The following is a 1,184-nucleotide window of genomic DNA, read 5'->3' as shown; positions in this document are numbered from 1 at the left end:
TTTTTTTTGAAATTCGCATTACAAAGAGTAATTACGCTTCCACTTTGTTGAGGTGTACATCCATTTGCGGAAATGGAATCTCGATGCCGTTCGCATCTAACGCCTCTTTGATTGCTTGGTTTGAATCAAAGTAAACATCCCAGTAATCCGCAGTCTTACACCAAGGGCGGACAACAAAGTTTACTGAAGAATCTGCCAGCGCCACAACACCAATGGTGATGTCGTGATCTTTCAGAATACGCTCGTCTTTTTCTAGCGCTTCTTGGATCACTTTCTTAGTCAGTTTAAGATCTGAGCTGTAAGAAACACCAATCGTTAAATCAACACGGCGTGTATCATGACGAGAGTAGTTGGTAATTGGCGAACCAATCACACCTGAGTTTGGTACAACAACCATTTTGTTGTCTGGTGTTTTTAGTACAGTTTGGAAAATTTGAATGGCTTCAACACTACCTGCAACACCACCAACTTCAACATAATCGCCTGATTTGAATGGACGGAAACCAACAATCAATACGCCAGCTGCAAAGTTAGAAAGTGACCCTTGCAGAGCAAGACCAATCGCTAAGCCGGCCGCACCGATGACAGCAACCACTGAAGCAGTTTGCACGCCAATACGGCTTAGTGCAGCAATCAGAACAATCACAAACAATGTGTAACGCACGATGCCATGGATAAATTCAACAACCGCCTTATCCATTTTTTTCTTATCAAGCATCTTAGCAACACTGTTCGCGACCATTTTCGCTACGATGTTACCAATAAATAGAATCAGTACCGCTGAAATGATGTTTACACCGTACTGAATCAAAAGATCCGAATTGCTGTTTAGCCAAGTTTCAGCTTTCGCCAGACTGTCAACCAATGGAGTTTGAACATCCATAGACTCACCTGCCATATTAATTTCCTCTCAAATATATGTGACTAATTAGTCATGCTACTTATAAAAATAACGACAATGTCCCTATCCATTTACTGAACGAACGCCAGTTTATCGGCAAGATAGCCCAGTTTATGAGTTTAGCAAAGTAAAGATTGTGCAAAGATAATCAAAACAAAGGGTTATCAAGACTCATCAGTGAGACCGTTAAAGCCTACGCATTAGCTTTACATTTCGCCACATTTTTTTATCAAAAATAGAACCTGTCTTAGTTTGATGACATAAAAAAACCCGCTCAATGAGC

Annotated in this window: 1 protein-coding gene; it reads right to left on the bottom strand. The window is 40.7% G+C overall.

The window, feature by feature from the left end; all coding sequences use genetic code 11:
* Positions 1-31 precede the first annotated feature (31 nt).
* Positions 32-898: a small-conductance mechanosensitive channel MscS gene (gene mscS, locus RH88_RS14320; RefSeq protein ID WP_005597206.1), complete on the bottom strand. Its 867-nt coding sequence runs from the start codon at positions 896-898 to the stop codon at positions 32-34.
* Between the last annotated feature and the right edge of the window lie 286 nt (positions 899-1,184).

The sequence above is a fragment of the Vibrio scophthalmi LMG 19158 genome, assembly GCF_000222585.1.
Lineage (GTDB): Bacteria > Pseudomonadota > Gammaproteobacteria > Enterobacterales > Vibrionaceae > Vibrio > Vibrio scophthalmi.
The sequence above is the reverse complement of the archived record's forward strand: the minus strand, read 5'-3'. Positions and strand labels throughout refer to the sequence as shown.